The 6,176-nt window shown below is 65.0% G+C and carries 6 protein-coding genes; all 6 read right to left on the reverse strand.

The window, feature by feature from the left end; all coding sequences use genetic code 11:
• A partial coding sequence (locus K0F85_RS28505) for a type VI secretion system ImpA family N-terminal domain-containing protein (protein ID WP_257572465.1) occupies positions 1-259 on the reverse strand: 259 nt, incomplete at its 3' end.
• Between the two features lie 20 nt (positions 260-279).
• Positions 280-2,922: a type VI secretion system ATPase TssH gene (tssH, locus tag K0F85_RS02395; protein ID WP_219114374.1), complete on the reverse strand. Its 2,643-nt coding sequence runs from the start codon at positions 2,920-2,922 to the stop codon at positions 280-282.
• Positions 2,919-3,392, reverse strand: coding sequence for a type VI secretion system baseplate subunit TssE (tssE, locus tag K0F85_RS02400; protein WP_219114375.1), 474 nt, complete (start codon positions 3,390-3,392; stop codon positions 2,919-2,921). Before tssE ends, tssH begins: the two co-directional genes overlap by 4 nt.
• A gap of 66 nt (positions 3,393-3,458) precedes the next feature.
• Positions 3,459-3,950: a type VI secretion system tube protein Hcp gene (locus tag K0F85_RS02405; protein WP_219114376.1), complete on the reverse strand. Its 492-nt coding sequence runs from the start codon at positions 3,948-3,950 to the stop codon at positions 3,459-3,461.
• 31 nt (positions 3,951-3,981) lie between these two features.
• Positions 3,982-5,472, reverse strand: coding sequence for a type VI secretion system contractile sheath large subunit (tssC, locus tag K0F85_RS02410; protein ID WP_219114377.1), 1,491 nt, complete (start codon positions 5,470-5,472; stop codon positions 3,982-3,984).
• Between the two features lies 1 nt (position 5,473).
• On the reverse strand, positions 5,474-5,983 hold the full coding sequence (tssB, locus tag K0F85_RS02415) for a type VI secretion system contractile sheath small subunit (RefSeq protein WP_219114378.1): 510 nt from the start codon (positions 5,981-5,983) through the stop codon (positions 5,474-5,476).
• Between the last annotated feature and the right edge of the window lie 193 nt (positions 5,984-6,176).

A 6,176-nucleotide genomic window follows, 5' to 3' on the forward strand; every position in this document is an offset into this window, starting at 1 on the left:
GCGTCTTCGCGTGCGCCTCGGCCAGCCACACGGCCACGCGCAAATCCTTGCTGCGCGCTGCGATCAGCTGTTCGCAGCGCGTCGCTACGAAAGGCCAGTCGGCCTCCTTCAGTGCCGTCACCCACTCGCCCTGGTCCAGGCTGGGATCATCGTGCTGGCGCGCGCGCGCGATGGCGTCGAGCTCCTGGCTGAACGTGAGGTCTTCGCCGCATGGACTGACGGCGCTGACGGGGTGCAGCAATTGCTCCAGATTGAACATGGCGCTCTCCGCAAGGTGGATTATCGGACCGTGTATTTGAACTGCCCCTGCTTGCTGGCACTGACGCGGATGGACGTGACCGGATCGCCTTCGGCCATGCGCGCCAGCACCGCTTCGGCGATCGCCGGCAGCAGGCAGCCATTGAGTATCTGGTCGACATTGCGCGCGCCCGAGTCGACTTCGGTGCAGCGCGCCAGCACGGCGTCGACCAGGCCTGCGTCGTGGCTGAACTGCGCCTGGTGGTTGCGCGCGATGCGCGCGCCGATGCGCGCCAGCTTCAGCGCGATGATGTCGGCCAGCACCGCGTCGTTCAGGGGATAAAACGACAGCACCTTCAGGCGTCCCAGCAGGGCCGGCTTGAAATGCGCCACCAATTGCGGGCGCACCAGTTCTTCCAGCGCGGCAGGCGTGGGCAAGTCTTGCGCTGCGCGGTTCAGGCAGGCGGCCATCATGGCGCCGGAGCCAAGGTTCGAGGTGGCGATGATGATGGTGTTGCGAAAATCGACTTCGCGCCCTTCTGCGTCATCGAGCACGCCCTTGTCGAAGACCTGGAAGAACAGCTCCAGCACGTCGGGATGGGCCTTTTCAGCCTCGTCGAGCAGCACCACGCTGTAGGGCTGGCGCCGCACTGCTTCCGTCAGCACGCCGCCTTCGCCGTAGCCGACATAGCCGGGCGGCGAGCCTTTCAGGCCGGCCACGCTGTGGGCTTCCTGGTACTCGCTCATGTTGATGGTAATGAGCTTGCGTTCGCCACCATACAGCAGGTCGGCCAGCGCCAGTGCCGTTTCCGTCTTGCCCGTACCGGACGGTCCAGTGAACAGGAACACCGCCTGCGGCTTGTTCGGGTCGTCCAGGCTGGCGCGCGCCGTGCGCACACGCTGCGCCACCGCCGCGATGACGTGGTCCTGTCCCAGCACCCGTTCGCGCAGCGCCCCCTCCAGTGTCAGCACCGTGCGGATCTCGTCCCTGAGCATTTTCCCCAGCGGGATGCCGGTCCAGCCGGCGACGATGCCGGCCACCACCTGGGCATCGACTTCCAGCGGCGACAGCGGCGCTTCTCCCTGCAGGGCTGCCAGTTCTTCCTTCAGCGCCAGCAGGCGTGCCGCACCGACCTCGCCCGGCCGCTCGCCGCGCAGCTGCGCGCGCAAGTCGCCGATCTGCGCCACCAGCGCCTTTTCACGCTCCCAGCGCTGCGCCAGCGCCGCGACAGCCGCCAGACCTTCCTCATGTTCGCGTCGCAGTTGCGCCAGGTGCGTTCTGCCGGCTTTATCGGGCACTTCACCATCGGCCGCCTCGCGGGCCAGGGCGGCGATTTCCGCGCCGATGCGTTCCTGGCGCCGATGCGCGTTTTCCAGCTGCGCCGGCGTGGCGCGCTGGCCCAGCGCCACCTTGGCGCACGCCGTATCGAGCACGCTGATGGCCTTGTCGGGCAACTGGCGCCCGCTGATGTAGCGATGCGACAGGCGCACCGCCTCGACGATGGCGGCATCGCGCACGCGGATACCGAAATGGCGCTCCATCAGCGGCGCCATGGCGCGCAGCATGGCGCAGGCGATGTCTTCGCCCGGCTCTTCCACCTTCACCACCTGGAAGCGCCGCGCCAGCGCCGCATCCTTTTCAAAATATTTTTTGTACTCGCTCCAGGTGGTGGCCGCGATGGTGCGCAGGGCGCCGCGTGCCAGCGCCGGTTTCAACAGATTGGCCGCGTCGTTCTGCCCCGCCTGGCCACCGGCGCCTATCATGGTGTGCGCTTCGTCGACGAAGAGGATGATCGCGTGCGGGCTTTGCGTCACCTCGTCGATGACGTTCTTCAAGCGGCTTTCGAATTCTCCCTTCACGCTGGCGCCGGCCTGCAGCAAGCCCATGTCGAGCGCGTGGATATGCGCGCCCTGCAGCACCTCCGGCACGTCGCCGGCGGCGATGCGCAAGGCCAGGCCTTCCACCACGGCCGTCTTGCCCACGCCCGCCTCGCCCGTGAGAATCGGATTGTTCTGGCGCCGGCGCAGCAGGATATCGACGGCCTGGCGTATCTCCGCCTCGCGGCCGATCACGGGATCGAGCTTGCCATCGCGCGCCAGCTGCGTCAGGTCGGTGGTGAACTGATCCAGCGCCGGAGTTTTGCTGGCCAGGATGGCAACAGGATCATCCGGTGTATCGGAACGTTGCGGCACTGGCGCACGTTCCTCCTCGCCGGAGCCGGCCGTCAGTTTATCCGGATGGTGTTTCAGCTGCTCGACGCTGAAGCGGGCGAACAGCTTCGAGCCACGGTAGGCAAGCTGCGACAGTTCCGGCTCCGTCAGCAGCGCCAATAACAGATGGCGGCTGCGGATGGGTCCCGGCTGCGCCGTATCCAGCGAGGCGATCAGCCAGGCGTGCTCGAACAGCAGCGGCAAATGAGGCGAAAACACGGGCGTGCGCGCGCTGCCCGTCCTGAAACTGCCGATCTCGCGGCGCAGGTCCGCCTCCAGCGCCGTCAGGCTGATTTCGCTGCGCCGCGCGATCGTGACGAAATCACTGCGCTCCTGCTCCAGCAGCGCCAGAAACAGGTGTTCGATATCGACTTCATACTGGCCCAGTCCAACGCAGATGCCGGCGGCGCGGGTGGCGGCGGCGCGCGCCGTATCATTCAGTTTGGCGATCAGTATCTTGAGGTTGTTGCTCATGCGGCGACTCCCTTGCGGTGGATCGAATAGCGCAGCGACGACGGCTGCAGCACGGCGTCGAAATTGACCGTCTCACCGCCGGACATCACGGCCAGCGTGCCGCTGATGACAAAGCCGACCCGGTTGATGGCGCCCGCTTCGCGCTCCAGGCGGGCGCGCACATTGCGCAGGCGCGGCTCGTGGCGTTCGATGGCGGCCTTCAGCGCAGCGCAGATGCGGGCGCGGTCATCGCTGCTGGACAAACACATGCCGGCGAAATCGATCAGTCCGTAGTTGACGATGGAGGCAGCGCATTCCGGATAGGCGTCGAGCGCGCCGGGCGGCAGGGCCACGCGCGTGTTGAGCAGCTCTTCCAGGTCGCGCGCCACCGCATCCTTCAATTGTTCCAGCGACAGGCGCACCGCCACGCCGCCCGCCGCACCGCCATCGTCCAACAGGCGGTCGAACAGGCCAGGTACATAACTGTCCATGCGCTCTCCTGAAAAATCGGCGCGGCGCGCGGGCGCAGATGGCCGCCGCGCGCCGCGCACCATGGATCAAGCCACGCGGTTCGCGGACAGGTCCCAGCCTCCCGAGGTATTGCCGCCGGCGCCGCCCGTCACTTTTTGCTGCGTGTATTTCCACTTCACTTTCGAGAACTTGAAGCCGACGTGTTCACCGAGGATGTCGCCCTCTTCCACGTTCGGCGTGACGGCGCCGATCAGCACATTCTCGATTTCGATTTCAAAATACTTGACGCGCTCGCCCTGGCCGTCGGCGCGCATGAATTCGAAGCGCGCCTTGGGGATGGTCTTGCCGGCCGAGCAGGTCTGCAGCAGCACCGGCGAGGCCAGGTCGGCCAGCTTGGAGATGACGATGTCCTTGTGCTCGCAGCGTTCGGCCGTGTGGCCGCCGCCCGTGGAGGCAGTGGCGGACTTCGGCTGTTCGACGCTCCAGCTGACCGATTTGCACTCGATCCAGTCCTTGTGCTTGTCATCGGTGGACTCGCCCTTGATGCCGTCTATCTGCAGATATACATCGATTGCCATGGTGTGCTCCTCTGGTTGAAAGATAGGTGAATCATGCATTGGTCGACTTCGGCAACTCCGCGACCAGTCGGAGCGAAACGGATAATTCATCGAGCTGGAAGTGCGGCCGCAGGAACGACACGGCGCGATACACGCCGGGCCGGCCCTGCACTTCATGCACCTGTACGGACGCCTCGCGCAGCGGAAACTGCGCCTTCTGTTCCTGGCTGGCGTTATCGTCGAGCAGCACGTACTGCATCAGCCAGCGGTTCAAAAAATCCTCCACGTTGGAGGCGGCGGCAAAGCTGCCGATCTTGTCGCGCATCATGGCCTTCATGTAGTGGGCGATGCGCGAAACGGCGAAGATGTATTGCAGCTGCGACGACAGCACCGCGTTGGCGTTGGCCGCGTCGCTGTTGTACTTGCGGCTCTTCTGCGCCGACTGCGCGCCGAAGAAGGCGGCATACGCCGTGTTCTTGCAGTGCACCAGCGAGATGAAGCCGAGGTCCGACAATTCCTTTTCGCGCCGGTCGGTGATCGCCACTTCGGCCGGGCATTTCAGGGCCACGTCGCCCTCGTCCGTCTTGAAGGTGTGGGTAGGCAGGTCGTCCACCAGGCCGCCACCCTCCACGCCACGGATGGCGGCGCACCAGCCATAGTCGGCAAAGGCGCGCGTCAGCTTGCAGCCAAAGGCATAGGCGGCGTTACACCACAGGTATTTATGGTGGTCCCTGCCGTCAACCTCCTCGACAAAGTTAAAACCTTCGACGGTGGTGCCATCGACGGGATTGAAGGGCAGCCGGCCCAGGAAGCGGGGCAAGGTCAGGCCGACATAGCGCGCATCCTCGGATTCGCGGAAGGCTTTCCATTTCGCGTACTCGATGGTGTCGAAGACCTTGGCCAGGTCGCGCGGCTTGCCCAGGTCGCCGTAGCTTTCCAGGCCAAACAATTCCGGCGCGGCCGAGGCAATAAATGGCGCATGCGCGGCGGCGGCGATGTGCGACATCTGCTCGACGAAATACATGTCTTCCGGCTGGCGCGAGATGGCGAAGTCGCCCAACAGCGCAGCAAATGGCGCGCCGCCGAAGGTACCAAATTCCTCTTCGTACACCTTCTTGAACATGCTGCTCTGGTCGAACTCCAGCGCGGCCTGGAAATCCTTCACCAGTTCGCGCTTGGTGGCGTTGAACATGCGGATCTGCAGGCGCGTGCCCGTCTCGGAATTGCCGACCAGGTAGCGCAGGCCAGTCCAGCTTTGCTCAAGCTGCTGGAACGGCGCGGCGTGCATGATATCGCTGAGCTGGGCGGAAATCAGGCGGTCGATTTCCGCCACGCGCGCGTCCAGCGTGGCCGACAGGCTGCTGGACATCAACACCGTGCCGTCGAGCACCTGCGCCACCAGTTCCGAAATGAGGTCGCGCGCGCGCGCATGTTCGGCGCCGGACTTGGCGACGCGGCTTTGCTCGACGATCTGGTCCAGCAAATCGGTGGCGGCCGGGGCATCGGATGCGGTTACTGCAAGGGCTTCTGCCTGTGCGCTCATCTCAATCCTCCTGCGCTGGGAACTGCGGTTTCAGGGTTGCCAGGCTGTCCGTGTTGTTCAGTACTTCCGTCAGCAGGTCTTCCAGCTTGTCGTTGCCGGCCAGCTTGTTGCGCAGGTCGGCCAGCTTGGTGCGCGCCTCGAGCAGCTTGCGCAGGGGATCGACCTGGCGCACCACTGATTCCGGACGGAAGTCGTCCATCGAGCGGAAGTGCAGGTCGACGGCAAACGTGCCGCCCGCCTCGCTAAGGCGGTTCGGCACGGCGAAGCGGGCCACCGGTTCCACGCCGGCCAGCACTTCATCGAAGTTGTCGCGGTCGATGGCAACGAACTTACGGTCTTTGAGGCGCTTTTTTTCGCTGTCGGGATTGCCGCCAAAGTCGCCCAGCACACCGACCACGAAGGGCAGTTCCTTGTTTTCAATCGCGTCGCCAATCTCGACGTCATAGGTCATTTGCACACGCGGTGCGCGTATCTGCTTGAGGCGTTTTTGCACGCTGTCGGACTTGGGCATGTCGCTTCCTTTGCAAGGCGATGGTGGGGAGGCTGGCTTATTTCAGACCGCTGAACGGGTCGGACGCACTGCCTGACGATGCCGCGCCCTTCGCCGCCGACGTGCCGGAGCCGGCGGCGCGCTTGCCGGCCGCCGGCGGGCGCTTGGCCGGCGGCACCAGCACGTCTTCGCCGATGCTCGCGCGCAGCAGCTT

It is taken from the genome of Janthinobacterium sp. UMAB-56, from assembly GCF_900095265.1.
Taxonomy (GTDB): domain Bacteria; phylum Pseudomonadota; class Gammaproteobacteria; order Burkholderiales; family Burkholderiaceae_D; genus Janthinobacterium.